Below are 24357 nucleotides of genomic sequence, written 5' to 3' on the forward strand. Positions count from 1 at the left end.
CGTTCCGGTCCGCGGCGCCGGTCACGCGGGCGCGCTGGTGTTCAGCGGGGCGCCGTTCACCAGCGCCGACGAGGACTTCCTGCGGCTGATCGGCCAGTGGCTGGAACAGGACGCCGCGCGTGAACAGACCGCCCGGCAGCTGCGCCGCAGCGAGGAACTCAACAAGGCCGTGATCCGGTCCGCGCTCGACGGCATCATCACCTGCGACGAGCAGGGCGTCATCACCGAATTCAACCCGGCGGCCGAACACATGTTCGGGCACGCCCGGTCCCTCGCCCTCGGGCGGACCCTCGATCAGCTGTTCCGGCCCGCCGCGGTGCCCGCCGACCCGTCCCCACTGCCCCTGACCGGCCCGCACAGCGTCCTCGGCCAGCGGCTGGAACGGCAGGCCCAGCGGCGCGACGGCACGCCCTTCCTGGTGGAACTGTCGGTGGTGCACCTGCCCACCGAGCGGCCCGAGTACGCCGCGTTCCTGCGCGACATCACCGAACGCCGCGCCGCGGAACACCGCCTGCAGCAGCGCACCGCCCAGCTCGACTCGGTCTTCAACGTCAGCCCGGACGGCTTCGTGATCTTCGACGGCGCCGGCCACGTCATCGAGGTGAACCCGGCCTTCCTAGCGCTGACCGGCACCCGACTGCACGACCTGCTGCACCAGACCGAGGCGACCTTCGAGCAGGTGCTGCGCTCCCGCTGCGTCGCGGCCCGCCCCGGCGGCCTGACCGGCCCGGACGTGATTCAGGTCGCGCAGCCCATCCGCCGCGTCCTGAAACGCACCCGCCGCGCCATGGGCGGGAGCGGCCTCGGGTCGGTGATGTACTTCCGGGACATCACCCACGAGGCGGAGATCAGCAGCATGAAAAGTGAATTCATGTCCACCGCCGCGCACGAACTGCGCACCCCCATGACCTCGATCTACGGCTTCACGGAACTGCTGCTGACCCGCACCCTGGACGCCGAGACCACCCGCGACCTGCTGGACACCATCTACCGGCAGGCAGGCCAGCTGCTGAACCTGCTGACCGAACTGCTGGACCTGGCCCGCATCGAGGCGCGCACCGGGCAGGACTTCATCATCCAGCCGGAACCCGTGCGGCCCCTGATCGAGAACACCGCGCGGGCCTTCACGCCCCCCGCCGAGCAGGGCCGGGTGCGGCTGGCCGTCACCCCGAACCTCCCGCTGCTGCCGGTCGACGCGGCCAAGTTCAACCAGGCCCTCGGCAACGTGCTCTCCAACGCCTTCAAGTACGCGCCCAGCGGTCCCATCACCGTCCGCGCCGCGCTGACCCCCGACCACACGGCTCTGCAGGTGACGGTGCAGGACCACGGGATCGGCATGACGCCGGAACAGACCCACCGGGCGTTCGAGCGGTTCTACCGCGCCGACAACTCCGGGAACGTCCCCGGGACCGGCCTCGGCCTCAGCCTGGTGCAGGAGATCATGTGGGGCCACCACGGCGAAGCCACCCTCGAAAGCGCCGCAGGCCACGGCACCACCGTGACCCTCACGTTCCCCACCACGCCCCTCCCCCCCCACAGGAGTTCGCGTATGCCCAAGAAAATCCTGATCGTGGATGACCACGCCGACCTGCGCAAACTGATCCGCCTGACCCTGACCGGCCCCGATTACGACCTGCAGGAGGCCGCCACCGGCGACGACGCCCTGACCCGCACCCGGCAGTGGCGCCCGGACCTGCTGATTCTGGACGTCATGATGCCCGGCCACCTGAACGGCTTTCAGGTCTGCGAGTCCCTGAAACGCGACCCGGAGCTGCGGGGCACGTCAGTGATGCTGGTCACGGCGCGCGCGCAGACCAGCGACCTGCAGGAGGGCGGCGCGGTCGGCGCCGACGCCTACCTGATCAAGCCGTTCAGTCCGATGGAACTGCTCGAACGGGTGGGCAACCTCCTGCAGCGCCCCTGACCGCACCTGCGCTTGATTCCGGCGGCGGCAGGCGCGACACTGCGCGGTATGCCTCCCGCTGCCCGCGTCGGCGACCAGCACACGTGCCCGCAGTCGACGGGCTGGGTTCCCCACGTCGGTGGACCGGTCTCGGCCGGCAGTCCCACCGTCCTGATCGGGGGTCGCCCGGCCGCCCGCCAGGGCGACGCGTGCGTCTGCGCCGGTCCGCCCGACTCGATCGCCCGGGGCAGCGCCACCGTTCGCATCAACGGCCAGCCGGCCGCGCGACTGGGCGACACCACCGTCCACGGGGGGCAGATCGTGGCAGGTGCGCCCACCGTGAACATCGGCTGACGGCCCCCACCGGGCCGCTGCGGGTTCAGTTCCGCCCTGGGGCCAACGGCACGCCCCAGGGCGCCACGTCCACCCACCGCCGTCCCCAGGGGCTCACTCTCCGGCGCCGCTCTGCGAGTCCGCTCGATTCAGCGGTCCTGACAGCGCTCCTCACAGCGGTTTCCAGTTCCATTGAGGGGCCAACAGCACGCCCCTCCATTCCACGTCCAATCGCTGGTGTCGAGGGCTTCTCGCTCCGCTCGTTTCAGGTGTGCTGGGGGAATCCCTCAACACATCTGAACACCGCTGTCAGGACCTGTGCCTGCTGTCAGCGGCAGCGGATGTCCTGCCCGAAGTACGACTTGCTGATCTTCGCGTACGTGCCGTTGCCCTGCACGGTCTTCAGCGCGCCGTTCACGGCCTTCAGCAGGCTGGCGTTGCCCTTGGCGACCGCCATGCCCAGCTTCTCCTGAAAGAGCATCTGGCCCTGCTGCAGCTTGCCGCCCGACGCCTTGACGGCCTCGAGGCTGTAGAACCGTTCGTTCACCATGGCGTCCACGCGACTGGCCCGCAGCGCCTGCAGCGCGTCGGCGTTGTTCGGGTAGGTGCGGACGTTCTTCGCGCCGACCACGCGGGCGATCTGAGCGACGTACGTGGTGCCCACCTGCGTGGCCACCGTCTTGCCCGCCAGCTGCGCGGCCGTCTTGGGGCCGCCCGGGCGGGCGAGGATCATGCCGCCACTGCAGTAGTGCGGCGCGGTGAAATCCACAGCCTTCTGCCGTTCGGGCGTGATGCCGTGCGAGGAGATCACCAGATCGTAGCGGTCGCCCTTCAGCCCGATGAGCAGGTTGTCGAACGGCTGGTTGACCCACTGGGCGCGCACGCCCATCTGCGTGGCGATGGCGTTGCCCAGGTCGTACTCGAAGCCGCGCATGGTCATGCCCTCGAAGTACGTGAACGGCTTGAATTCGGCGTTCGTGCCGATCTTGATCACGCCGGCTTTCTTGATCTCGGCGAGGGTGCGGGCCTGGGCGCCAGAGGCGAGCGCAGCCGCGAGCAGCAGGGGCAGGAATCGTGTCATGTGAACCTCCGGGGTGCATGGTCAGGGTCGGCCGCTCCGGTCGGGAGGGGCCGCGGGATGGTCAGACGCAGGCCAGCGGTGGATCGTGCGGGCCAGATGAACGTGTGCGACTGCCCGGGTAGGCAGCGCGACGGGGGATGATAGCCCACCCGGTGCGGGACGTGCCGGGACGGACGTTACGGCGCGCCGATCACGCTGGCCAGCAGCGCCGCGCCGCGCTGCACCTGCGGTCCGGTCAGCCCGCCGAAGCCCAGCAGCAGCCCCGAACGGTCCGGCTGCGCGTGGTACAGCGGTGCGACGGCACTGACCCTCACGCCGCGCCGCTCGCACGCCGCGGCGATCGCCGCGGCGTCCAGTGCCGGGTCGAGATCCAGGTAGGCGTGCAGACCGGCCTCCAGTCCCAGCAGTTGCGCCCGGGGGTCCAGCGGGGCCAGCGCCGCCCCGAGGGCCGCGCGGCGCGCGGCGTACTCGCGGCGCATGCGGCGGATGTGCGATTCGAGGTGACCCGCCGCGATCAGGTGCGCCAGCGCGCGCTGCACCGGCCACGACGTGTGGGCGTCCGCGCGGGCCTTGAGGGCCAGCAAGCGCCCGCGCAGCGCCTCCGGGGCCACCACGTACCCGACCCGCACCGCCGGGCTGAGCACCTTGCTGAACGTCCCCAGGTACACCACCCGGCCCGAGCGGTCCAGGGACGCCAGGGCCGGCAGGGGCGCCGCGCCGTACCGGAATTCACTGTCGTAATCGTCCTCGAGAATCAGGGCGTCGCACTGCTCGGCCCAGTCCAGCAGCGCCAGCCGCCGCGGCACGGACAGGCGCACGCCCAGCGGGAACTGGTGGCTGGGCGTGGTGTACGCCAGCAGGGGCGCGCCGCGCCCGCTTGGCAGGGCGCTGACGTTCAGGCCGTCCCCGTCGACCGGGACGGGCAGCACCACCGCCCCGCGCTCCTCGAAGATCTGCCGCGCCAGCCGGTAGCCGGGTTCCTCGAACGCCACGCGGTCCCCGGGCGTCAGGGTGGCCTGCGCGATCAGGTCCACGCCCTGCAGGGCGCCGGACGTGATGATCACGTCGTCCGCGTGGCACACGAGGCCCCGGGCGCGGCGCAGGTACGCGGCCACCTCGGTCCGCAGCCCGGTGTCCCCGGCCGGATCGGCGTAATCGTCCGGCAGCGGGTCGAGTGCGGCGGCGCGCCACACCTGCCGCCACGCCCCGCCGTTCAGGAACCGCGTGTCGGTCTGACCCACCCGGAAGGCGAGCAGGCCGGGCGGAGTGGGCGGCTCGACCTGCGCGGCAGGCACGGCCCGCTGCAGCCAGCGCGCACTGGCGGCCGGTTCGGGCCGCGTGCCTCCCGATTCCGGCGGTAGGTCCGGAGCGACGAACGTGCCGGAGCGGTCCCGGCCGATCAGGTACCCCTCGGCGAGCAGCGTGTCGAACGCCTCGAACACCACGCCGCGTCCGACGTCCAGCGCGCCGGCCAGGGCGCGGGTGGACGGCATGCGCTGCCCCGGTGCGAGAACGCCCTGCCGCACGGCGGTCCGCAGCTGCTGCGCCAGCTGCCGCGTGAGTCCCCCGGCGGCCCGGTCCAGGGTCACGGGCAGGTTGACGGGCGGGGCAGGCGCGCGGGGCATGGTGGGGGTCATGCTGACGCGCGCCGCGCCGGCAGGTCAATGGGCCGCGCTGCTCACGCGGCCCAGACCGGAGCGGACGTCAATGGTGCTGCGTCAGCGGTTCTGTGGGAAGCCCAGGTCCACGCGGCTGGTCGCCGGGTCGGGCCAGCGGGACGTGACGACCTTGGTGCGAGTGTAGAACTTGATGCCGTCCGGGCCGTACATGTGCGTGTCGCCGAACAGGCTGGCCTTCCACCCGCCGAACGAGTAGTACGCGACCGGGACGGGAATCGGGACGTTGATGCCGACCATGCCGACCTGACAGTCGAACTGGAACTGCCGGGCGGCGCCGCCGTCGCGCGTGAAGATCGCGGTGCCGTTCCCGAACTCGTTGTCGTTGATGAGTGTCAGGGCCGCCTCGTAGGTGGGGACGCGCACGACGCACAGGACCGGTCCGAAGATCTCGTCGCGGTACGCGTCCATGTCGGGGGTGACGTGGTCGAGCAGCGACACGCCCAGGAAGAACCCGTTCCCGTCGAAGGCCTGCGCCCGGCCGTCCACGACGACCGTCGCGCCCTGCTCGGCCGCCCCGCCGATGTACCCGGCGACCCGGTCGCGATGCTCACGGCTGATCAGGGGGCCCATCTCGTTTGCGGCGTCACTGCCGGGCCCGACCTTCAGCGCCGGGAGGCGCGACGCGATGGCGTCCACCAGTCCGTCCCCCACGTCCCCGACGGCCAGGACCACGCTGATCGCCATGCAGCGCTCCCCGGCCGAACCGTACGCGGCGCTGACGGCGGCGTCGGCGGCCATGTTCACGTCCGCGTCCGGCAGGACCAGCATGTGGTTCTTCGCGCCGCCCAGCGCCTGCACGCGCTTGCCGTGCTCAGTGCCCTTCTGGTAGATGTACCGCGCGATTGGGGTGGACCCGACGAAACTGACCGCCGCGATGTCCGGGTGTTCCAGCAGCGCGTCCACCGCCTCCTTGTCCCCGTGGATGACCGTGAACACGCCGTCCGGCAGGCCCGCCTGCTGCAGCAGGTCGGCGATGAACAGGCTGGCCGAGGGGTCCTTCTCGCTGGGTTTCAGGATGAACACGTTTCCGCACGCCAGCGCGTTCGCGAGCATCCACAGCGGCACCATCGCCGGGAAGTTGAACGGCGTGATGCCCGCCACCACGCCCAGCGGCTGCTGGATGGAGTACACGTCCACGCCGGTACTCGCGCCCTCGGAGTACCCGCCCTTCAGCAGGTTCGGGATGCCGCACGCGAAGTCCACGTTCTCGATGCCGCGCGCGATCTCACCCAGCGCGTCCGAGTGCACCTTGCCGTGCTCGCGGGTCAGGATGCGCGCCAGGTCGTCCCGGCGGGCGTCCAGCAGCGCCCGGAAGCGGAACATGATCTCCGCCCGGCGGCTCAGCGGCACCGCGCGCCACGACCGCGCCGTCTGCGCGGCTGCCGCCACTGCCGCGTCCACCTCGGCGCGGCTGGCGAGATCCACGAGGCCCTGCACCTCCCCGGTCGCCGGGTTGAACACCTTCGCGCTGCGGCCCGACGTGCCGGGCGTCAACTTGCCCCCCAGCCAGTGGTTGATGGGAGCGGGCTTGGTCATCGTGTCAGTCATTGGGAACTCCTGTGGAGGGAAAGGCGGGGACAGCGAGAGTCAGTCGGCGGCGACGGGCGAGCCGATCATCTCGTCCACCAGGGCGAGGGCTTCCTCGTAGGCGGCGAGGCCCTCGTCGAGTTCCTCGCGGGTGACGACGAGGGGCGGGCAGACCCACAGAAAGTTGAAACGGCTGTACGCGTACACGTTTCTGCTTTTCAGGTGCGCGGCGAGGCGGCCCATCTCCGGAGAGGTGCCGTTAAACGGGGCCAGTGGCTCCTTGGTGGCCTTGTCCTTCACGAGTTCCAGGACGCTGAACAGGCCCTTGTAGCGCACGTCCCCCACGCAGGCGTACTTCGCCTTCATGGCTTCCAGACGCTGCCCGAGGTACTCGCCCATTTCACGGGTGTGCTCGAAGAGCCCCTCGTCCTCGTAGACTTTCAGGTTCGCGACGGCAGCGGCCAGCGAGACGGGGTGGCCACTGTACGTCAGGCCGCCCGCCAGGAAGTGCGTCTCGAAGTACTCGGCGATGGCGTCGCTGACGACCACCGCGCCCAGCGGCATGTACCCGCTGGTGAGGCCCTTGGCGCAGGTGACGATGTCGGGCTTGATGCCGTAATGCTGCGTGGCGAGCCACGTGCCGGTGCGGCCGAAGCCGCTCATGACCTCGTCGTCGATCAGGAGGATGCCGTACTTGTCGCACAGGGCGCGCAGTTTGGGGTAGTAGTCGTCGGGCGGGACGAGCAGGCCGTTGCTGCCGGTGATGCCCTCGACCATGATCGCGGCGATGGTGTGCGGCCCTTCCATCTGGATGATCTCCTCGATGTGGCTCACGCACTCGCGCCCGCAGCTGTCCGGCGTCTTCCCGAACGGGCAGCGGTAGCAGTACGGGTCGAAGGCGCGCACGATGCCGGGCACGCCGGGTTCGACCGGCCAGCGCCGGGGGTCGCCGCTGGCGGTCATGCTGCCCATCGTCGCCCCGTGGTAGCTGCGGTAGCGGGTGATGATCTTGTCGCGGCCGGTGTACAGGCGGGCCATCTTCATGGCGTTCTCGTTCGCCTCGCTGCCGCCCAGCGTGAAGAAGCTCTTGCCCAGTCCGGTCACCTCGCGCAGTTTCTGGCCCAGTTGCGCGCGGACGTCCGTGGCGAAGCTCGGCCCGGCGAAACACATGGTGTCCACCTGCGCCTTGATGGCGTCCAGCACGGCCGGGTGCTGATGCCCGACGTTGATGTTGATCAGCTGACTGGAAAAGTCCAGCCACGCGTTCCCGTCCCCGTCGAAGAAGTGGCTGCCCTTCCCGCCGGTCATGTGGATGGGGTTCGTCTGGGTCTGCACGCTCCACGAGAACAGCGTGTGGTCGCGGTTCGCCTGGATGATGTCGTGCGTGTCGGGGTGCGCTTCGGGCATGTGGGGCCACCTCCTGCCGGAATGACGGCTACGGGGGAATGATGGGTCGGCCCGGACATCAGGACCGGGTGGAGCGGGGGACGACGGTCTGAACCGACGTTGTACGGTACGCAAAGTGTAATTTTTCCCGTGCTGGCGCGGCAAGAGACACAGTGTCAAGAGCAGAGCGGGAATCCCCTATCAGTGTGACGAATCATCCCGCTATTGAAAATAAATTTCACCTACTGCTCGCGTCAATTGGGCTATGATTTTCATAGCGCGACTAGCCGCCAAGAAAGTCTCCAGAAAATCGCGTGAAATCCGGTGCTTCTCGGAAGACGGCGCACTATCGGACTAGACATCTGAAAAATAAATTTCATTTTCGGACGCCGGATGCGGTACAACGGAGGCCTCAGTTCAATTCAACCGGCGCGCGGCACCTGCCCGCGCCGACCGCCCCTTGTCGCCTCAGGAGGTTCCACCATGCCCCGCGTCCCCGCCTCGCCCCTGCTGCTCACCGCCGCGCTGCTGCTCGGGGGGTGTGCCGACCAGACGGCCCCGACCGCACGGACCACCCCGGCCCTGACCGCGCAGGCCACCGGCCCCACCGCCACCTTCGACGCGACCAGCCAGTGGGACACCGGCTTTTCCGGCCGCATCACCCTGACCAACCCCGGCACGACCCCCATCACGGGCTGGACCCTGAAATTCAAGTTCAACGGGAACGCCGCCGCCGGGAGCAGCGTCTGGGGCGCCGGTGGCACCATCACGCGGGACAGCGCCGGGCTGTACACCATCACGCCCAACACCTGGGGTGGGGCCACCATTCCCGCCGGTGGGAGCGTCACCGTGAACTACGACGGGACAGGGCAGCTGAGCGGCGTGAACACCTGCACCCTGAACGGAGCGGCGTGCAGCGGCGCGACCACCCCACCCACAGGCGACACCACCGTCCCGACCGTCAGCCTGACCGCCAGCCCCACCACGGTCACCGCCGCCGGGAACGTGACCCTCAGCGCCACCGCCAGCGACAACGTCGGCGTGACCAGGGTCGAGTTCTACCAGGGCGCGACCCTGCTCGCCACCGACACCACCGCCCCCTACAGCGCCAGCGAGGCCGTCACCAGCGCGCAGAACGGCACCCGCACGTACACCGCAAAGGCGTTCGACGCAGCGGGCAACACCAGGAGTGCCAGCGCGAGCGTGACGGTGAACATCACGGGCACCACCCCACCCCCCGCCAGCGGATCCATCAACGTGGGCTACGCAGGCACCTGGCTGACCAGCATCAACGACCTGCGCACCAGCATCGTCCCCGCGTACTACACCGACCTGAACCTCGCGTTCGTGCGGCCCGACACCACGTACACCCGGGGCAGCCTCGCGTTCGACCAGTCGGTCGCAGGGTTCGAGTTCGCCGAGGGCGCCACCACCCCCAACGGCCAGCGGAAGTTCACCGCCACGCAGGCGCAGACGCTCATTCAGAACGTCGCGGCCCTCAAGGCGCGCGGCACCCGCGTGTGGATCAGCGTGGGCGGCTGGTCGTACAGCCAGGGCAGCCAGTGGGCGAACTTCAACGCCCAGCGCGTCGTGGATCTCGCGCAGGATCTCGGTGCCAGCGGCGTGGACATCGACTGGGAATCCAGCGGCAGCAGCTGCAACAAGGCCGACGCCGCCACCTTCTCGTGCAGCAAGGACGCCGAGATCAAGACCATCATCACGACCCTCGACAACGAGATCAGCGCGCGCGGCCTGAACATGCAGATCAGCGTGGCCGGCTGGAGCACCGGCGCGTACTACGTCAAGGGCACCCCCTGGGAGGAAGGCAAGGTGCAGTGGGGCAGTCCGTTCGGCGGCACCATGTACCGCGTCGTGAAAGACCTCGCCAGCCGCATTGACCGCGTGAACCTCATGTCGTACGACGGCGGCACGTACTACGACCCCCGCGAGGGGTACGAGAGTTACCGCGCCATCTACCCCGGCCCGATCGCCATGGGCCTGGAAATCGCGCCCGAAGGCAGCGGCGGCGCCGTCCTGAAACTGAACGCCCCGGCCGGGACCGTGTACGACGCCGAGATGAACACCGGCACGAACAACGAGGCCACCCGCTACTACAACGTGGACACCCTGACGACCTTCCTGAAGAACAAGGGCAGACCCGGCGACGGCATGATGCTGTGGCAGATCTGGAAGGAACGCGTGTACGCCCCCGCACCCGCCGACGCCGCGAACGTGAACAGCACCGGGCAGAAGGTCTGCACGATCCTCGGCCTGAGCAGCTGCTCCAGCACCCTGCCCACGCTGCCGCCCGCCCAGTAACAGCGGCTCGACACCGCTGTAACGCCCGCTCAGTGACGGCCCGCCGGAGTCTTGATCCTCCGGCGGCCCATGACCGTCAGGTTCGTTCGGTGGCGCTGAGCGCCTCGCCCGCCTCACTGCGCGTCAGTTCCAGCGCCAGGTGCAGGCCCAGCTGCCGCCGGGGTTCGTCCAGGTCGGGCAGCATGGCGCGCAGCTGCTCCAGGCGGTAGTACACCGTCTGCCGACGCACACCGAGGCGCCGGGCCGTCTCGGCCATGTTGAAGTTCGTGGTCAGCAGGGCGTCCAGCGTGCCCAGCAGCGTCGAGCGGGGCCGGGCGGGCAGGTTCAGCAGCGGCCCCAGCTGCGCGCGCAGGAACGCCACGCTGCGCCCCGTCTCGGCCAGCGCGTCGAGCAGCGGCGCGAGGCTCGGGTCCAGCGCCGGACCGCCGTGGTTCAGGATGCGGGCGTGCGCCGCGCGGGTCAGGGCCGCGAAACTCACCTCGGAGCGGAACACGATCAGCGGCAGCCCGTGCAGACGCGACGCGCCCAGCAGCGCGGGCGGCACGTCGCGGAACACCTGCACGAGTTCCAGCGCCAGCCCGTGCGCGCCCCGCTGCGCCAGCGACGCCACGAAACCCTCCAGTTCACCCTCATTCATGCGGGCCAGCAGCGACCCGGTCGAGAGGAGCAGTTCCCCGCCCGTCAGGAACCGCGCGGCGTCCGCGACCTCCGACACGTGCACCCACGTGACGGGCTGCGTCAGGTGCGCGTGCCCGCTCACGACCTCCGCGCCCGCGAACGCCGGAAGCGTCAACAGTTCCGCCAGCGTCGGCAACATCGGATCCTCCAGTCGAACAGGGGTCATGGTGGCTTCAGTGTGCGCCATTCGGAATGAGGTGTCAGATGCCTTTGGCAATCCAGTCCATGGTGCGCGTGGTGAGTTCGTCCAGCGCCTGCACGCTCAGGGCGAGGTGGTCTTCGCGCGTGTCCTCGATCTTGTTGTGGCTGATGCCGCGCAGGGACTGCACGAACAGCATGACGGTGGGGACGCCCGCGCGGGCGACCTCGGCGGCGTCGTGCAGGGGCCCGCTGGGGAGGCGGTGCGCGGCAGGCGTGACGGTCAGGATGCTGGCCTCGGCGGCGTCGATGAGCATGGGGTGGAAGGGGATGGGTTCGATGTTCCAGAGGTACCCGAAGGTGACGGTGCAGCCTGCCTCCTGCGCGAACTGCGTGGCGGCGTCCTGCGCGTCCTGCCACATGGCGGCCAGTTTGTCCGCGTCGAGGTGGCGCTGGTCGAGGGTGAGTTCGCAGGTTTCGACGACGCTGGTGACGATGCCGGGCAGGGTCCTGACGCTGCCGATGGTGCACACGCCCCCGTGCCGCGCGGCGATGTCGTAGATGGCCTGTCCGAAGCGTCCGGCGGCGAGGAACGCGTCCTTGCGGACGTTCATGGGGGTGCTGCCGCTGTGCGCGGCCTGCCCGTGGAAGGTGATGGTGTGCCGTTCGACGCCGACGGTGCCGAGGACCGCGCCGAGCGGCAGGTCCAGGTGTTCGAGGACGGGACCCTGTTCGATGTGCAGTTCGAGGTACGCGGCGGCACCTTGCAGTTCCGCGCGGGCGTCCGGGGCGTCCGCGAGGGTAATCCCGACGCGGCTCAGGGCGTCTTCGAGGCTCACGCCGTCGCGGTCTTTCAGTTTGCGCATCTCGGTCACGTCGAGCTGGCCCCCGGCAGCGCTGGACCCGTACAGACTGCGGCCGAAACGGGCGCCTTCCTCGTCGGCCCAGTCCACGAGTTTCAGCGTGACGGGCGGCCGCCCGGCGTACTGCTCATTGACGCGCCGCAGGACTTCCAGGCCCGCCAGGACGTTCAGGCACCCGTCCAGCCACCCGCCGTTCGGGACGCTGTCGAGGTGCCCGCCGATCAGGAGGGCGCGGTCACTCTCGCCGGGCAGGGTCGCCCACCAGTTCCCGGCGGCGTCCATGTGCTGCGTGACGGGCAGCGCGTCCAGCCGCTCCTTCAGGAACGCGCGGGCGGCGACCCAGGTGTCCGTGAACGCCACCCGCTGCGCCCCATGCTCATCCCCAGTCAATTCACGCAGGGCCTTCAGTTCATCAATGGTCCGCTGTGGATCAAGCATGCGTCTCCTTCGGAGACGGTCGATGGTTGAAAGTCGATAGGTGATAGACCCACCCTCTGAGGAGCTCTGGGCTTCCGTTACACGTGTCCGGGAAAAGCGCCCGAACCCGCTCCACTTCTGCCCAGAGCTCCTCTTGCCTTCTCGCTCCGCTCGGGGTGCTGATTGCATCATCACCCGGCAGTGACTTATCAACTTTCAACCATCAACCATCTACTTCTTCCCAGTGGCTTTCTGCCAGACCTTGTACGTGACGGCGGCGGGGGTGGGGTCGGCCTTGAGGATGCCGAGGCTCTTGAGCAGGGTCACGTTGGCTTTGTACGTGGCGGGGTCGAGGTACCCGGCGCGGCCCTTGAGGGTGGACCCGGCGTTGTACAGCTTGGCGACTTCGGCCATCTGCCACGTCTGGTGCCCGGCGGCGCTGGAGCGCGTGCCCGAACCCTTGCAGGTGTTCCCGCAGTTCACGAGGACGATGCCCACGGCTTCTTTCTGATTCTTGACGGCGTAGTTCCAGCCTTTGAGGGTGGCGCGCACGAGTTTGGCGGCGATATCCTCGCCGCTCATGCCACTGCCCTTGAAGTTCCTGTTCGCCAGGGTGCGTTCGGTGGTGAACATCAGGTCCTCGAGGAGGTTGATGCCGTAGTCGCTGGCGTTGAAGATCTGGAGTTTGTCGAGGGGGTAGCCCAGGCCGACGATCTGGTCGACCTCGTTGTAGGTCATGGCACTGACCAGGTCGACCTTGTCGGGGAAGACGATGCTGGGGTCGAAGGGGTACGTGACGGCCTGCACGCTGGGGTTGCTGACGGAGGAGTCGAGGCTGGTGGTCATGCCGTACTTCTTCAGGAGGGCCACGGCCGGGTACTCGTTGCCGCTGGGCCATACGCCCACGCGTTTGCCCTTGAAGTCGGCCGGGGTCTTGATGCCGCTGCTTTTCAGGGCGACCAGGGTGTAGCCGCTCTTCTGGAACAGCTGCGCGATGTGCACGACCGGGATGCCCTGCTGGCGGGCGGTCAGGAGGTCGGTGATCCAGGTGGTGCCGAAGTCGGCGGTGCCGGTGGCGACGGTCTGGATGGGGCTCTGGTCGCCGGTGGGGAGGAACTGCACGTCCAGCCCTTCGGCTTTGTAGTAGCCCTTGGCCTGGGCGACGAAGAAGCCCGCGAACTGCGCCTGCGGGAACCACTTGAGCTGCACCTTGACGGGCACGAGCTTCTGCGCGGAAGCGGGGCTGGCGGCGGCGAGGAGCAGGGTGGCCAGAATCAGGGTGCCTCGTTTCATGTGAACCTCCGGGGAGTGGGGGGCGAAGTCGGTGGGCCGGGAGAAGGGTGGGCGGGGAACGGGTGGGGCGGTCAGGAGCGGCGGGGCAGCAGCCGCGTTTCGGCGGCGCTGACGAGCGCGAAGAAGGCAATACCGGCAATGCTGGCGAGGACGATGGCGGCCCAGACGATGTCGAGCCCGAAGCGGCCCACCTCGATCTGGATGCGGAAGCCCAGGCCGTGCCCGTTCGTGCCGAAGAATTCGGCGACGATGGCGGAGATCAGGGCCAGGGTGCTGGCGACTTTCAGGGCGCCGAACACGAACGGCAGCGCGCCGGGCACGCGGACGTCCCGGAAGGTCTGCGCGGGCGTGGCGGCGTAGGTGTGCATCAGGTCGAGGTGCAGCCGCGACGCGCTCTGGAGGCCGCGCACGGCCCCCACCACGACGGGGAACAGGACGGTGACGGCCACGACGACCGTTTTGCTGGGCCAGTCCAGGCCAACGGCTTTCACGATGACGGGCGCCAGGGCCACGATGGGAATCGAGGAGAACAGCGCCGCGTAGGGCAGCAGCCCGCGTTCCAGGAAGCGGAAGCGCACGACCAGCAGCGCCAGCGCCAGCCCCAGGACGGTGCCCGCCACGAAGCCCAGCAGCGCCTCCAGCACGAAGGTGGTGTACGTGTCCTGCAGCAGCACGGTGCGGGCGGTCCACAGGGCGCTCAGGACGCGGCCCGGCGTGGGGATCAGTCCGGCGGGGACGGCGTAGGCGCGCAGCAGCGCCTCGGTGCCCAGCACCGCCAGGATCAGCGTGAACGCGGCGGGCAGCGTGCGGGCGGCGCGGGATTCGCCCTGCGCCGCGCCGCGCACGCCGAAGGCCCCCACGGCCAGCAGGGCGAGGATGCCCGCCAGCCACGCCCGCGCGTTCGGGGGGGTGCCCTCGCCGGGGGCCGGGAGGGTCAGCGCGACGAGCAGCAGCCCGCCCACGCCGATCAGGAGCGCGGCGGCCGTGAGCAGCGTCCCACCGGGCCGGGCGGCGAGGGTGCGGGCGGGGGTCATCGTCTGCTCCATGGCGTCACCCACCTCTCCAGGGCGTTCACCAGGGCGACCAGCGTCACGCCGAGAACCGCGCCGTAGCCCATGATCACCCACAGGGCGACCGTGTCGCTGGCCCGGGAGTTCTCGGCGAGCATCTTGCCCAGCCCGGAGAACGAGATGGTGCTGATCTCTGCGACGATGCTGCCCACCAGCGCGGACGTGACCGCCACCTTCAGCGCCGTGAACAGGTGCGGGAGGCTGGCCGGGAAGCGCAGCAGCCGGTACGTCTGCGCGGGGCTGGCGTGGTACGTGCGCATCAGGTCCAGGTGCAACGGATCGGCGCTGCGCAGCCCGCGGCTCATGCCGACCGCGATGGGAAAGAACGCGATGTACGCCGCGATGATCGCCTTCGGCAGGAAGCCCTGCACGCCGTACTGCCCGAGCAGCACCGCCAGCATGGGCGCGATCGCCACGACGGGGACGGTCTGCGACGCGACCAGCCACGGCAGCGTGGCCCGCTCGAACGCGCGACTGGCGACGAGCAGCAGCGCCAGCCCGACCCCGGTCACGGTGGCGAGCAGCAGGCCCAGCAGCGTCTCACCGGCGGTGACGCCCACGTTGTACGGCAGCGCCAGCGGCGACGTGACCGGCGTGCTCAGCCGCGTGAAGCCCTGCGCGAGTTGCGCCGGGGCGGGCATCACCGGGTTGCGCAGTTGCGAGGCGCAGGCCAGCGCCGTCTTGCAGTCGAGTTCCGCGCCGCTCGCCAGCGTCCGCCCCGCCGGTCCGACGTTCGCGGCGAGCATCAGCGGCCAGTACAGCGCCGCCGCGATCAACGCCACGATCAGCATCGGCCCGAGTCCGGCCATGCGGGAGGGGCGGGCGGTCGTCACGGCCTCTCCCCTCTCACGTGTGCCCCTTCTTGAGCAGTTCGCGGATCTCGGTGGCGAGCGTGAAGAAGCGGGGGTCCTCGCGGGTGTCGTCGGTGCGGGGGTGGGGCAGGTCGATGTCCACGACGCCCTCGATGCGGCCGGGGCGGGCGGTCATGACGACCACGCGCGTACTCAGGAACACCGCTTCCGGGATGGAGTGCGTCACGAAGATCACGGTCTTGCCGGTCTCGCGCCACAGGCGCAGCAGTTCGAGGTTCAGGTGTTCGCGGGTGATCTCGTCGAGCGCGCCGAAGGGTTCGTCCATGAACAGCAGGGGCGGGTCGAACGCCAGCGCGCGGGCGATGCTGACGCGTTGCTGCATCCCGCCGGACAGCTGCCAGGGGTAGTTCCGCTCGAATTTCTCCAGGCCGACCAGGTTCAGCATCTCGCGGGCGCGGCCGACGCGGTCGCCGGGGACGTTCATGACGTCCAGCGGCAGCAGCACGTTCTTTAGCACGGTGCGCCACTCCATCAGGGCGGGCGCCTGGAACACGTACCCGTACTGCCGCTCACGGCGGGCCTCGTCGGCGGTGCGGCCCGCGATGAGCAGCTCCCCGCCGGTCGGTTGTTCCAGGTCGGCCATCAGGCGCAGCAGGGTGGTCTTCCCGCAGCCGCTCGGGCCGATCAGGCTGATGAACTCCCCTTTCTGGATGCTGAGGTTGGCGTCCTTCAGCGCGACCGTCTCCCCGCCGGGCACCGGGAAGACCTTCTGCAGGTCGCGGATGGACACGATGGGCGGCTCATTCGGGGGCGGACTGGCCTGCGGGGTGGGGCTGGTGTACGTCACGGTTCCTCCTTGAAACTCCGGTCAACCTCGGGCCTGAACCCACTCACCACTTCCGACTTCCCACTTACCGCCTGAGCAGCTGCCCGCGCGCCGGGTCGCCCACGAACGCGCCGCCCTGCACGGCGACCTGACCGCGCACGGTGACGACCTCGGGCCGCCCGTCGATCTCCCATCCCTCGTAGCCGCTGTAGTCGTTGTTCATGTGGCTGGTCTGCGCGCTGATGGTGCCCCGGTACGCCGGGTCGTAGATCACCAGATCAGCGTCGCTGCCCACGCTGACGGTGCCCTTGCGGGGGTACAGGCCGAAGATCTGCGCGGCGCGGGTGCTGGCGGCGTCCACGAAGCGTTCGACGCTCAGGTTGCCGCGGCTGACGCCCTGCGTGTACAGGACGTTCACGCGGTCCTCGATGGCCGGAATACCGTTCGGGATGAGGGTGAAGTTCCCGTCGCCCATGCGTTTCTGCTCGACGTCGAAGGGGCAGTGGTCGGTGGCGACCGTGGCGATGTCGCCACGTTCCAGCGCCGCCCACAGTTTCGGCTGATTGCCCTTCTCGCGCAGGGGGGGCGACATGACGTACTTCGCGCCCTCCACGCCGGGCCGCTCCGCGTACGTCTTATCGAGCGTCAGGTGCGGAATCACGACCTCCACGTCCAGCTTCACGCCGCGTGCGCGGGCGTCCAGCGCCGCCTCCAGCGCGCGGGCGTTGCTCAGGTGCACCACGTACCCGTGCGCGCCCGTCATCTCCACGAACGTCGCAAAGTGCGCCGTGCCCTCGGCCTCCACGCTCTCCGGACGGCTCGGCTCGTGCCACTCCGGGCCGGTCTTTCCCTCCGCGATCAGCTTCTGCTGCAACTCCGCGACCAGATCCGCGTTCTCGCAGTGCGCGGTGACGACCACGCCCAGTTCCGCCGCCAGACGGCACACCCGGTACAGCGCCGCGTCGTCGATCCCGAACGCGCCCCGGTACGCCAGGAACACCTTGAAGGACCGCATGCCCTGGCCCACCAGCTCCCGCAGCGTCGCCTCGGTCCGGTCATCCCAGCGGGTCACGCCGATGTGGAAGGTGTAGTCGCACGCGCTGTGCCCCTCCGCCATGCCCGTCCAGGTGCGCCAGCCGTCCATCAGGTCCTCACTGCCCGCCGGGGCGAGCATCTCGATGAACGTGGTCGTCCCGCCGATCAATGCCGCCTGCGACCCGGTCGCGTGCGTGTCCTTCGCGAACGTGCCCATGAACGGCAGGTGGATGTGCACGTGCGGATCGATGAAGCCGGGGAACACGAACTTCCCGCTCGCGTCGATCACGGTGGCCCCCTCGGGCACCGCGAGGTTCTCCCCGATCTCGGCGATGGCCTCCCCTTCCACCAGCACGTCCGCCTTGAAGCGTTTCCCGTCCGTGACAATCTCGCCGTTCTGAATCAGTAGGGTGATCGACCCCACGGCTGACGCCTGGGGCTTCTCAGGCGACGACATGCGATACCCCGCTATCGTTGACACCTGAAGGGACGGCCCGTCCCAGGATGTTCTTTGCCGCGTTATGGTCGGCGTTCGCCGTATGGCCGCATTGCACGCACCTGAAGGTTGCCTGATTCACACGGTTCTCCTTCCCCGTGTGGCCGCAGGCGTTGCACCGTTGGCTCGTGTAGCGGGGGTCTACGGCAATCACTCTCCGGCCAGCACTTTCAGCCTTGCTGGAGAGTTGAAACAGGAATCCGGCCCATCCTGCGTCGAGGATGGAGCGGGCGAGGTTGCTCTGGGCCATGTTGCTCACCTGAAGATTCTCGTGCGCGATCAGGTCGTGTGCATTCACCAGCTTCCGGGCGGTCTTATGCTGGAAGTCCAGGCGTTGCCGCCTGACCTTGCGGTGCGTCCTGGCAACCTGCTGCACGGCCTTCCGACGGCGATTACTGCCCTTCTTGCGCCGGGCAACGGTGCGCTGCTGGACGCGCAGCTTCTTCAGGGCTTGCTCCAGATAACGAGGGTTCTCAATGAACTCGCCGTCCGAGGTAACGGCAAACCACGTTGTACCCAGGTCGATCCCAACGCTGCTGCCCGTGTTTGGCAGCGCCATCTTCGGGACTTCGCAGGCGTACACGGCGAACCACTGCCCACAGTCGTGGACGATCTGGAGGTTCTTGGGTTTGCCTTCCAGCGGACGGTGCATCTTGATCTTGACGCTACCGATCTTGGGAACGTTGATGCGCCGCCCGTCGTCCATGGGACGCCCACAGGGTGTCCAGTCGTTCCGCATGTTGTCCCAGCACTGCTTGAACTTGAACGAGTCCCAGCGCTGGCGGGGCTTGAATCGGGGGAACCCGGCCCGCTTCGCACCTTTCCTGACTCGACTGAAGAACGCTTTGTAAGCCTTGTCCAGTCTGTCGAATACGTCTTGCAGGACGTGGGAGTAGACGCCGTTGAACTCCGGGCAGGCTTCCTTCAGGGCGGTGAGTTCCCGCTGCTGGTCGTAGGCGCTGAGGGTTTTACCGTGCTTGCGGTAGGCTTCGCGGCGCTGTTCGAGGGCGGCGTTGTACAGAGTGCGGGTGAGGCGCAATGTTTCAAACATGGCGGCCTCTTGCGGCTTGGTGGGGTACAGGCGGAACCTGTACACCCTGACGGTGGTATCGTTCTGCATGTGAGGCGGCCTCGATCCGCTTCGCCACGCTCCCAGCCGTTAGCGCGGCGTGGGAGCATTGCGCGTTGAGCTTAACACAGAATGGAAGTCTTCGGCTTCGTCGCCTTGTCGGCGAGAGTCGCTTGACCCCGTTCCTGAATGGACGAACTTGCGAATCGCTTTTGATCATGCAGTTCACTCCTCTTCGCTGACGAACCGGACAGGCCGTCCCTTCGACTCCACCTCGACTTCAACCACGGTGACGCTCTGCTGAGTGAGCCGGGCCAGATGGTCAGCCACTTCGGTGACCAGGGCATGTGCCCGCTCATAGGTGACGTTCCCGGACACGATGACCTGAATCCCGACCATCTCGTCGTAAAACCGCAGAGAGGCGTCATCCACCTGAAGGCTGTGTCCCGGTCCGGGACCATCGGTGGAGGGGGTCAGCGGCAACCTCAACAGCTCCGGGTAGCGGGCCGGACTCCATTCAAACCAGCCGTTCTCGGCGTCCTGAATCAGAAATTCAAACGACCTCTCTTCCATACTCAGTGGATCTCGATGCCGACTTCTTCGCGGTAGGCCTGCATGGCGGCCCAGCTCTGGGCGATGTCGGGGCGCTGGGCGGTCAGTTCGTCCCAGGTGATGCTCTGGCGGCCGCTGGGGACGGTAACCATGGTGATGCAGCCGTCGACGGGGCAGACGTTGGCGCACAGGGCGCAGCCGACGCAGTCGTTTTCGCGGACGACGGGGCGGGGGCGGGTGTCGGCGACCTGTCGGCCGTTGGTTCTCATGTCGTAGCCGGGGTCGACGGTGACGCCGTCGGGGCTGACGAGGTCGATGCACTGGTGGGCGGTGTCGTTGCAGGCGGCGTAGCAGAGATCGCAGCCGATGCATTTGTTCTGGTCGATGCGGGCGACGGACTGGTGGGACAGGTCGAGGCCGCCGAAGGTGCTCATCTGCGGGAGGCTGCGGCCGGTGACGTCGGCGATGGTCTTGAAGCCGTGGTCGTCCATCCAGTTGCTGAGGCCGTCGGTGAGGTCCTCGATGATGCGGTAGCCGTGCTGCATGGCGGCCGTGCAGACCTGCAGGCTGGTGGCGCCGAGGAGGAGGAATTCGGCGGCGTCGCGCCAGGTGGCGATGCCGCCCATGCCGCTGATGGGGACGCCGCTGCGCAGGACCTGGGGGTCGGTCATGAGTTCGGTCAGCATGTTCAGCGCGATGGGTTTTACGGCCGGGCCGGCGTAGCCGCCGTGCGTGCCGCGTCCGCCGATGCTGGGCGTGACGAGCAGGGTGTCGAGGTCGACGCGGGTGACGGAGTTGATGGTGTTGATGAGGCTCAGGGCGTGGGCGCCTCCGGCCAGCGCGGCGTGGGCGGGGTCGACGATGTGGGTGATGTTCGGCGTGAGTTTCACGATGACGGGCAGTTTGGTGACGCTGGTGACCCAGTGGGTGTTCAGCTGGCACATCTCGGGCACCTGGCCGACGGCGGCGCCCATGCCGCGTTCGCTCATGCCCTGCGGGCAGCCGTAGTTGAGTTCGATGCCGTCGGCGCCGGTGTCCTCGATCATCATGACGATGTCCTTCCAGGCCTGCGGGTCGGCGTCGACCATGGCGGACACGATGACGGCCCGGTCGGGCCAGAGGCGTTTGATCTCGGCAATTTCGCGCAGGTTCACGTCGAGGGGGCGGTCGCTGATGAGTTCGACGTTGTTGATGGCGAGCATGCGCCGCCCACCCAGGCTGAGGCTGCCGTAGCGGTTGCTGATGTTCAGGACGGGCGCGCCGATGGTTTTCCACACGGCGCCGCCCCAGCCGTATTCGAAGGCGCGGTGGATCTGCGCGCCGCTGTTGGTGGGGGGCGCCGAGGCGAGCCAGAAGGGGTTGGGGGAGCGGATGCCCGCGAAGTCGATGCTCAGGTCAGCCATGGTGGGCCTCCGTGACGGGCGCGTGGGCCAGGGGGGCGGTCGGGGCGGTCTGGTTCGGGCCGGTGGAGACGGGGCCGTGCGCCTCGAGGTACAACGGGTGCTCGCGGACCTCGACGGGCGGGGTGGGTTTCAGGGTGACGTGCGGCGTGCGGCCCAGGGCGCGTTCGATGCTGGCGGCGGCGATCTTGCCATCCTGCACGGCCATGACGGTGCTGGCGTTCCCACGGGCGCGGACGCAGTCCCCGGCGGCGTACACGCGCGGGAGGCTGGTCTGCAGGGCATCGTCCACGCGGATGTACCCGCCGTCCAGGTCGAGGCCCAGCGTGGCGGCCAGCGCGGGTTTCTCCTGTCCGATGGCGCTGATGACGGTGTCGCAGTGGATGACGAAGTCGCTGCCGGGGATGGGTTCGGGTCGGGCGCGGCCAGAGGCGTCCGGTGCGCCGAGGCCCATGCGGACGCAGCGCAGGCCCGTCACCTGCCCGCCTTCGTGCAGGACTTCCACGGGCTGGGTCAGGAAGCTGAAGGTGATGCCCTCGCTCAGCGCGAAGAGGTACTCGTGGTGGTAGGCGGTCATCTCGCGTTCGGTGCGGCGGTACACCATCAGGGTGTCCGCGCCGGAGCGGCGGGCGATGGTGGCGGCGTCTACGGCGGTGTTCCCCGCGCCGATGATCACGGCGCGCGTGCCGACTCCGGTGGGACGGTCCATCTTGCTGGCCTCGATGACGCTCAATCCGTCGAGGATGTGGTCCTCGCCGGGAATGCCGAGGGCGGGCACGGCGCCCAGGCCCAGCGCGAGGATCACGGCGTCGTGGGTGGTCAGCAGGTCGTCGAGGGCCGCGCGGGTGGTCAGTTCGTGTCCGGTGACGACGGTCACGCCGAGGTCGCGGGCGGCCTGCACCTCGCGCAGCGCGACCTCGACCGGTTCGCGCAGCACGATGATGCCGTAGGTGCTCAGGCCGCCGCCCAGCTCGCGTTTCTCGTACAGCGTGACCTCGTGCCCGGCCCTGGCGAGTTCGGCGCTGGCGCTGATCCCGGCGGGGCCGCTGCCGACCACGGCGACGCGGTGCCCGGTGGCGGGGGCGGGCGTGAACAGCTGGATGCCGCGTTCCTGCACGTGGTCGACGGCGTGGCGTTGCAGGCGGCCGATCTGGATGGGCGTGTGGTCCGGGCCGAGCACGCAGGCACCCTCGCAGAGTTCCTGCACGGGGCAGACGCGGGCGCAGGTGCCGCCCAGGAAGTTGCTTTCCAGGATGGTGCGGGCCGAGCCGCGCAGGTTCCCGGTGGCGATCTTGCGGATGAAGGTGGGGATGTCGATGTGGGTGGGGCAGGCCTGCAGGCACGGCGCGTCGTAGCAGTACAGGCAGCGGTTGGCCTCGACGCTGGCCTCGTGCGCGGTCATGGGGGGCAGGAGTTCCTGGAACGTGGGCTGCGGTCGGCGGGTATCTTCCATGACTGACCTCTCTTCACGGCGGAGCGTGGGGAAGCGGGGCCGGTTCGCACCCTCTCTGGAGTCGACTTAACCGAGATGAGTCTGAGCTTAAGGGAGACGCTGCATAAGGTCAAGGTCGGTCGGAATTTTTATGAAATCAGCAGTGATGGCAGCCGAATCCTCACAGCTCCTGATATTCCTTCTCCAGGCTGGGCATTTTAGACACATTGTCCAGTAAATATCGAGATGGAGTCCCACTCGATTCGCATAGCAATCTGCATTTTTATTCGTATGCATCCGACACGACCCCGCTCCCGTACACTGGAAACGTCCTACAAGTCGGTCTTTCCCTGATCTCGGCCCGTCTCAACACCCAGATTGTGATGAATTTTTAAACATATCGCAGGTCAGTGGTCCACAGCACGCAGCTGACTGGGCAGAGTATGCATTTTGTCATTTATTTCGGCAACAGATTGCACAGAACGTGACCGTAGCCAGTCGAGGCGACGCGCAGTCGCCGGCGGCTCTCTCAAGATTTTCCCTAGAGCAGTTCAATATCCACCCAGCCTCACGCCAATCCATCCCGGCAGGGAACGTGACACGGTAGAGCCAGCGTCCAGACACGCGCCGGAGCCACCATGACCAGTCATAGTTCGTCCCGCCCCACCACAGAACCGCTGCACCGACCGCACCTCCTGCTGATCGAGGATGACCGCGACGTGCGACGCGTGCTGTGCGACGAACTGGAGCTGGAAGGCTTCAAGGTGCAGGCCGTCGAGAACGGCGAAACGGGACTGCATCAGGTTCAGCGGCAGGTCCCGGACCTGATCCTGCTCGACCTGGGTCTGCCGGACCTGCCCGGTGACGAGGTCACCCGCCGGCTGCGCGCGCTGACCGACGTCCCCATCGTGATTCTGACCGCCACCGACGCCCTGCAGGAGCGGGTCCATCAGCTGGCTCTCGGCGCAAACGACTTCGTCATGAAACCCTACGACCCGCGCGAACTGCTGGCCCGGGTCCACGCGCACCTGCGCCGATACGGGCGGACCGCGCCGGTGCGCATCGGCGCGTTCTGCCTCGACCGCGCCCAGCACCGCCTGAGCTTCGACGGTCACGACCTCAACCTCTCACCCACCGAACTGGCCATCGCCAGCATCCTGCTCAGCGAGCCCGGTCAGCTGTTCTCACGCGAGCAGCTCGAACGGCAGGTGTGGCCCGATCACGCCTGTCGCAACGCCCTGAACGTCCATGTCAGCCACCTGCGGTCGAAACTCACGGCCGTGGGTGCAGGGGACCTGCTGATCAGTGTGCGCCGTGCGGGCCTCGCGCTGCTGAGTGAACCCCAGCGGCACGACGCGGACACCAGTGCGGAGTGACCCGGCTCGCCGTCACGCTGCGGCGGCCGCCGTTCCACCCGCGACGGAGGACGATGGCATTCCCTGCGCGGGGCGGGCCACTCGCCTGCTGAGCCTGGGCTGCTGAGCTGAACCGCGAACAATACGGAACGCCAGGTCAGGCCCGACCGAGAAGCGCGGCGCAGGGTCTCGCTGGGCCAATCGGCACCCGAGCGCCGGCGCCGGGTGCAGCTTCCGCCTGTCTCCTGGCCCGGTCACCCGCTGGCCCACTCTTCAGAAGCATGTGATTAAGAACTTTGCAGGGGCTCGTGAGTAGCATGAAGGCACTGGATTCTGCTTCAGATCCCGGAGGGACTGCCCTCAGTACCCGACACTTTCCGGCGATTTCGTCTGGGACGGCACCAACAGGTGGATCAAGGGTTCTGGCAACTTAATCTCAGTAGTCTGGTAGGCCGTGACTGACCGGAAGCCCTACCGCCACCGTTTTCCCCTGAGCGTGATCGGCTACGCTCTGCGGCTGTACCACCGCTTCCCCATCAGCCAGCGTGATGTTCAGGAACTGCTTCACGAGCGCGGCATCGTGGTGAGTCACGAAACGCTGCGGCCATGGAACATCAAGTTCGCCCCCCTCCTCACTGAGGAGCTGCGCCATCGGGAACCCCGACGGGGTTCCCGATGGTATTTGGACGAGGT

At 68.4% G+C, this 24357-nt stretch carries 19 protein-coding genes and 1 pseudogene; 5 read left to right on the forward strand and 15 right to left on the reverse strand.

Annotation, left to right across the window (positions count from 1 at the left end; genetic code table 11):
* Positions 1 to 37: 37 nt before the first annotated feature.
* Together IEY69_RS15300 and IEY69_RS15305 are read left to right on the forward strand one after the other, a co-directional pair.
* Positions 38 to 1924 carry an ATP-binding protein gene (locus IEY69_RS15300; RefSeq protein WP_189074008.1) on the forward strand — a complete coding sequence of 629 codons (1887 nt, stop codon included), beginning with the start codon at positions 38 to 40 and terminating at the stop codon, positions 1922 to 1924.
* 48 nt (positions 1925 to 1972) lie between these two features.
* Positions 1973 to 2257: a PAAR domain-containing protein gene (locus tag IEY69_RS15305; protein ID WP_189074009.1), complete on the forward strand. Its 285-nt coding sequence runs from the start codon at positions 1973 to 1975 to the stop codon at positions 2255 to 2257.
* A gap of 307 nt (positions 2258 to 2564) precedes the next feature.
* Here IEY69_RS15305 and IEY69_RS15310 read toward each other — a convergent pair whose 3' ends face one another.
* The 4 genes from IEY69_RS15310 to IEY69_RS15325 form a co-directional block, all read right to left on the reverse strand.
* Positions 2565 to 3317, reverse strand: coding sequence for an ABC transporter substrate-binding protein (locus IEY69_RS15310; protein ID WP_189074010.1), 753 nt, complete (start codon positions 3315 to 3317; stop codon positions 2565 to 2567).
* A gap of 176 nt (positions 3318 to 3493) precedes the next feature.
* Positions 3494 to 4942 (reverse strand): MocR-like pyridoxine biosynthesis transcription factor PdxR, encoded by a 1449-nt coding sequence (pdxR, locus tag IEY69_RS15315; RefSeq protein ID WP_189074011.1) that lies wholly within the window; start codon positions 4940 to 4942, stop codon positions 3494 to 3496.
* Between the two features lie 93 nt (positions 4943 to 5035).
* Positions 5036 to 6544 (reverse strand): CoA-acylating methylmalonate-semialdehyde dehydrogenase, encoded by a 1509-nt coding sequence (locus IEY69_RS15320; RefSeq protein ID WP_229784016.1) that lies wholly within the window; start codon positions 6542 to 6544, stop codon positions 5036 to 5038.
* A 39-nt stretch (positions 6545 to 6583) separates the two neighbouring features.
* Entirely contained in the window at positions 6584 to 7930 is a 1347-nt protein-coding gene (locus tag IEY69_RS15325) for an aminotransferase class III-fold pyridoxal phosphate-dependent enzyme (protein WP_189074012.1), read from the reverse strand.
* Between the two features lie 462 nt (positions 7931 to 8392).
* Here IEY69_RS15325 and IEY69_RS15330 point away from each other — a divergent pair, with 462 nt between their 5' ends.
* On the forward strand, positions 8393 to 10228 hold the full coding sequence (locus IEY69_RS15330) for an Ig-like domain-containing protein (RefSeq protein WP_189074013.1): 1836 nt from the start codon (positions 8393 to 8395) through the stop codon (positions 10226 to 10228).
* Positions 10229 to 10304: 76 nt separating this feature from the next.
* Here the strand turns inward: IEY69_RS15330 and IEY69_RS15335 are convergent, their stop codons facing one another.
* The 11 genes from IEY69_RS15335 to IEY69_RS15385 form a co-directional block, all read right to left on the reverse strand.
* On the reverse strand, positions 10305 to 11072 hold the full coding sequence (locus IEY69_RS15335; RefSeq protein WP_229784017.1) for a PucR family transcriptional regulator: 768 nt from the start codon (positions 11070 to 11072) through the stop codon (positions 10305 to 10307).
* Between the two features lie 34 nt (positions 11073 to 11106).
* On the reverse strand, positions 11107 to 12345 hold the full coding sequence (locus tag IEY69_RS15340) for a hydantoinase/carbamoylase family amidase (protein WP_189074014.1): 1239 nt from the start codon (positions 12343 to 12345) through the stop codon (positions 11107 to 11109).
* Between the two features lie 210 nt (positions 12346 to 12555).
* The gene (locus IEY69_RS15345) at positions 12556 to 13617 is read right to left on the reverse strand and encodes an ABC transporter substrate-binding protein (protein WP_189074015.1); all 1062 of its coding nucleotides are present in this window, start codon (positions 13615 to 13617) and stop codon (positions 12556 to 12558) included.
* 71 nt (positions 13618 to 13688) lie between these two features.
* The gene (locus IEY69_RS15350; RefSeq protein WP_229784018.1) at positions 13689 to 14663 is read right to left on the reverse strand and encodes an ABC transporter permease; all 975 of its coding nucleotides are present in this window, start codon (positions 14661 to 14663) and stop codon (positions 13689 to 13691) included.
* Positions 14648 to 15520 (reverse strand): ABC transporter permease, encoded by an 873-nt coding sequence (locus tag IEY69_RS15355; RefSeq protein ID WP_229784019.1) that lies wholly within the window; start codon positions 15518 to 15520, stop codon positions 14648 to 14650. The genes IEY69_RS15350 and IEY69_RS15355 overlap by 16 nt, the downstream gene beginning before the upstream one ends.
* 13 nt (positions 15521 to 15533) lie before the next feature.
* Positions 15534 to 16346, reverse strand: coding sequence for an ABC transporter ATP-binding protein (locus IEY69_RS15360; protein WP_189074016.1), 813 nt, complete (start codon positions 16344 to 16346; stop codon positions 15534 to 15536).
* Between the two features lie 64 nt (positions 16347 to 16410).
* The gene (gene hydA / locus IEY69_RS15365; protein ID WP_229784020.1) at positions 16411 to 17817 is read right to left on the reverse strand and encodes a dihydropyrimidinase; all 1407 of its coding nucleotides are present in this window, start codon (positions 17815 to 17817) and stop codon (positions 16411 to 16413) included.
* Positions 17804 to 18976 (reverse strand): RNA-guided endonuclease InsQ/TnpB family protein, encoded by a 1173-nt coding sequence (locus tag IEY69_RS15370; protein WP_189074017.1) that lies wholly within the window; start codon positions 18974 to 18976, stop codon positions 17804 to 17806. Before IEY69_RS15370 ends, hydA begins: the two co-directional genes overlap by 14 nt.
* A 174-nt stretch (positions 18977 to 19150) precedes the next feature.
* On the reverse strand, positions 19151 to 19498 hold the full coding sequence (locus IEY69_RS15375; protein WP_189074018.1) for a hypothetical protein: 348 nt from the start codon (positions 19496 to 19498) through the stop codon (positions 19151 to 19153).
* A 2-nt stretch (positions 19499 to 19500) separates the two neighbouring features.
* On the reverse strand, positions 19501 to 20880 hold the full coding sequence (gene preA, locus IEY69_RS15380) for an NAD-dependent dihydropyrimidine dehydrogenase subunit PreA (protein ID WP_189074019.1): 1380 nt from the start codon (positions 20878 to 20880) through the stop codon (positions 19501 to 19503).
* Positions 20873 to 22330: an NAD(P)-dependent oxidoreductase gene (locus tag IEY69_RS15385; protein WP_189074020.1), complete on the reverse strand. Its 1458-nt coding sequence runs from the start codon at positions 22328 to 22330 to the stop codon at positions 20873 to 20875. Before IEY69_RS15385 ends, preA begins: the two co-directional genes overlap by 8 nt.
* A 617-nt stretch (positions 22331 to 22947) precedes the next feature.
* On the opposite strand from IEY69_RS15385, the gene IEY69_RS15390 reads away from it, so the two are divergent.
* Together IEY69_RS15390 and IEY69_RS15395 are read left to right on the forward strand one after the other, a co-directional pair.
* Complete coding sequence (locus IEY69_RS15390; RefSeq protein ID WP_189074021.1) at positions 22948 to 23685, forward strand: response regulator transcription factor; 738 nt, start codon at positions 22948 to 22950, stop codon at positions 23683 to 23685.
* Positions 23686 to 24118: 433 nt separating this feature from the next.
* Positions 24119 to 24357 (forward strand): annotated as a pseudogene (locus tag IEY69_RS15395) (IS6 family transposase); the annotation flags it as partial.

Source organism: Deinococcus sedimenti (assembly GCF_014648135.1).
Lineage (GTDB): Bacteria > Deinococcota > Deinococci > Deinococcales > Deinococcaceae > Deinococcus > Deinococcus sedimenti.

Excerpts from the sequence above, each read along its gene's own strand:
- IEY69_RS15310 (WP_189074010.1), bottom strand. The coding sequence starts at position 3,317 with ATGACACGATTCCTGCCCCTGCTGCTCGCGGCTGCGCTCGCCTCTGGC.
- IEY69_RS15385 (WP_189074020.1), bottom strand. The coding sequence starts at position 22,330 with ATGGAAGATACCCGCCGACCGCAGCCCACGTTCCAGGAACTCCTGCCC.
- IEY69_RS15330 (WP_189074013.1), top strand. The coding sequence starts at position 8,393 with ATGCCCCGCGTCCCCGCCTCGCCCCTGCTGCTCACCGCCGCGCTGCTG.
- IEY69_RS15335 (WP_229784017.1), bottom strand. The coding sequence starts at position 11,072 with ATGACCCCTGTTCGACTGGAGGATCCGATGTTGCCGACGCTGGCGGAA.
- pdxR (WP_189074011.1), bottom strand. The coding sequence starts at position 4,942 with ATGCCCCGCGCGCCTGCCCCGCCCGTCAACCTGCCCGTGACCCTGGAC.
- IEY69_RS15325 (WP_189074012.1), bottom strand. The coding sequence starts at position 7,930 with ATGCCCGAAGCGCACCCCGACACGCACGACATCATCCAGGCGAACCGC.
- IEY69_RS15345 (WP_189074015.1), bottom strand. The coding sequence starts at position 13,617 with ATGAAACGAGGCACCCTGATTCTGGCCACCCTGCTCCTCGCCGCCGCC.
- IEY69_RS15375 (WP_189074018.1), bottom strand. The coding sequence starts at position 19,498 with ATGGAAGAGAGGTCGTTTGAATTTCTGATTCAGGACGCCGAGAACGGC.
- IEY69_RS15305 (WP_189074009.1), top strand. The coding sequence starts at position 1,973 with ATGCCTCCCGCTGCCCGCGTCGGCGACCAGCACACGTGCCCGCAGTCG.
- IEY69_RS15320 (WP_229784016.1), bottom strand. The coding sequence starts at position 6,544 with ATGACTGACACGATGACCAAGCCCGCTCCCATCAACCACTGGCTGGGG.
- IEY69_RS15370 (WP_189074017.1), bottom strand. The coding sequence starts at position 18,976 with ATGCAGAACGATACCACCGTCAGGGTGTACAGGTTCCGCCTGTACCCC.
- IEY69_RS15390 (WP_189074021.1), top strand. The coding sequence starts at position 22,948 with ATGACCAGTCATAGTTCGTCCCGCCCCACCACAGAACCGCTGCACCGA.
- IEY69_RS15340 (WP_189074014.1), bottom strand. The coding sequence starts at position 12,345 with ATGCTTGATCCACAGCGGACCATTGATGAACTGAAGGCCCTGCGTGAA.
- IEY69_RS15350 (WP_229784018.1), bottom strand. The coding sequence starts at position 14,663 with ATGGAGCAGACGATGACCCCCGCCCGCACCCTCGCCGCCCGGCCCGGT.
- preA (WP_189074019.1), bottom strand. The coding sequence starts at position 20,880 with ATGGCTGACCTGAGCATCGACTTCGCGGGCATCCGCTCCCCCAACCCC.
- hydA (WP_229784020.1), bottom strand. The coding sequence starts at position 17,817 with ATGTCGTCGCCTGAGAAGCCCCAGGCGTCAGCCGTGGGGTCGATCACC.